Genomic DNA, 2,166 nt, shown 5'->3' with positions numbered 1-2,166 from the left:
ACCCTCCGCTCCGTGCTCGCATACGCTGCGCGCGCAGCCACAACCTTGAGTTAAAGCGTAGCACTCGAAGCGTAAATCCACTCATTCACTGAGCCATGGAGAGGTTTATCAGCGCCAGAAGTGTGAGGCGCGTGTTCTTTGCTGGCGTCTCTGGTTATCAATGGAAAACGAGAATTCAAGATACGCCTGTGACATCTGTGGAGCAGAATTCCCAACGCCCAGCAAATTGGGCGGCCACAAACAAGCTCATCAGACCAAGATAAGTCGTGAAAAGGTGCAGGCAGAACTTCGACGCCTAGCTGAAAATTTTGGGCGTACACCGACGGTCGAGTTGATGGCTGAGAAAGGAGCATACTCACCAGGATGTGTGAAGTCAAAATTCGAGTCGTGGAGTGAGGCGTTACGATCAATCGGACATACACCAAACTTCAGGGATGACATTTCGGCTGCAGATTTAATCACGGACATCAACACGATTGCAGAGACGCTCGGTCGTCCACCTACGTCTATTGAACACAGAGACCGAGGCGAGTACGTTGTCAAGCATATGCAAAATACATTCGGCAGTTGGAACGAGGCACTGGAGGCGGCCGGATATGAGCCTCATTGTGAGAAGGGTATTAGCAAAACGAAGCTGATTCAGGAGATTCACAACGTTGTTGAACTGTTGGGCAGAGTTCCAACAGACGGTGAAATTGACGAGCACGGTCAGTTTTCGAGTAAGTGTTATTACAGACGCTGGGACGGGTGGGAAGCCGCTGTTCGCGAAGCAGGTTACGAGCCCGTGAGTAGTGCGTCAGGAGCTCGTAACTGTAATTGGAAGGAAAACCCTGCACACGAGTGGCGAGACTACGGGGAGAACTGGAAAGATCAACGAAAGAAGGCACTCAAACGAGATGGGTTTGGCTGTCAAACACCGGGATGTGCGCGGTCGCAGGCAGATCATCAAGTAGAGTTCGGGACAGGATTACACATACACCACATTCGACCGCTTAGTTCGTTTAGTGACAATGGTGAGACCGTGGACTTCGAGCGCGTCAACCGGCTTGAGAACCTCGTGACCGTCTGTGTCAAACATCACCATCTCTGGGAACGAGCGTCCCCGCTTCGACTCGATACTCGGTGAGCCGTTCAGCCGTCCCCAGCTCATTTCAGCCGAAATGACGGGGATTTAGTTGTCTATCGCCGGACAAGCCAAAGCCCCACCCTCCGCTGCCGGCCTCCTTCCAGTCGGCCGGCAGCCACAACCGTATTCGCGGTTTCCGGAGAGTAGATCGATTCGAAGATAGCTAGCTAGTACGAGCGGAGTGTGTTTGTCTGCCCTCAGGAGGGCCGGAGGGCACACGAAGACGTGCCCTCGAACACCAATGTCCGAGAAACGTATCACAGCCCGAGAGAGGCTTCGCATTCACCTCCGCGAAGCCCGTCGCACGACCGATTCGCCGATCGTCGAAGCACAGCTCATAGCCGCGCTGGACGCCTGGGAGGACCTGCCGCCGATACCCCTACAGGAGTGTCCCGTCTGTGGGAAAGTCGGACTACCAGAACGAATCAGCAATCACGAGTGTGACCAGCCGATTCAGCTTTAGATGTATGAGTGAAGATTGTTCAATAATCAATTAGTCATATCCGAGGTCGTTGGCTGCTTGCCGCCAAAGGTAGGGCAGTCGATGGGGGCCATGAACTACGTGTATTTATTCTGCTGGCCCACCAGTTTTGATTACAATGGGTTCGAGTATTTTCCGCGAGAACCTCCGCTACGTCTCATCTCTGGGGAGATATAACACCGAACGACGCCCAGTCATACGGCAATATTTTGCCAACCGTATTTCGGATAGCGAATTCACCCACGAGAAGCTTGATGTAACCGAAATCAAGGAGTTTGCCGGCCAAAAGCAGCCAAGAGCAGATGGCGCTAATCCCTATTTCGAGGAAATGTTCCGAGAGTCGCTCCTGACACTTCCAGAGGATATCAACCCTCAAGATTTCCAAGGGTATCTACTGTTTCGATACAGTCATCTCGAGGAACCACTGTCCGATCAGCATGAATTTGCCATTTCTGATCTCCTCTCGTTCGAAGCATTACTTCGAGATACAATCTTGGAGGAACCCGAGCCGATCCTGTCTGATTTGAATCGGTTCGAATGGCTGTGTTGAATCGCTGTA

At 52.4% G+C, this 2,166-nt stretch carries 2 protein-coding genes; both read left to right on the top strand.

Going from position 1 to position 2,166, the window contains the following annotated elements; translation table 11 throughout:
- The first annotated feature begins 160 nt into the window (after positions 1 to 160).
- The gene (locus DJ69_RS11220; RefSeq protein WP_245851640.1) at positions 161 to 1,126 is read left to right on the top strand and encodes a homing endonuclease associated repeat-containing protein; all 966 of its coding nucleotides are present in this window, start codon (positions 161 to 163) and stop codon (positions 1,124 to 1,126) included.
- Positions 1,127 to 1,725: 599 nt separating this feature from the next.
- Positions 1,726 to 2,157, top strand: a complete 432-nt coding sequence (locus tag DJ69_RS11210; protein ID WP_099255686.1) for a hypothetical protein — start codon at positions 1,726 to 1,728, stop codon at positions 2,155 to 2,157.
- Positions 2,158 to 2,166 lie beyond the last annotated feature (9 nt).

The organism is Halorubrum persicum (genome assembly GCF_002727125.1).
GTDB classification, from domain to species: domain Archaea; phylum Halobacteriota; class Halobacteria; order Halobacteriales; family Haloferacaceae; genus Halorubrum; species Halorubrum persicum.
Note: the sequence above shows the minus strand (reverse complement) of the source record. Positions and strands in the feature narration are given on the sequence as shown.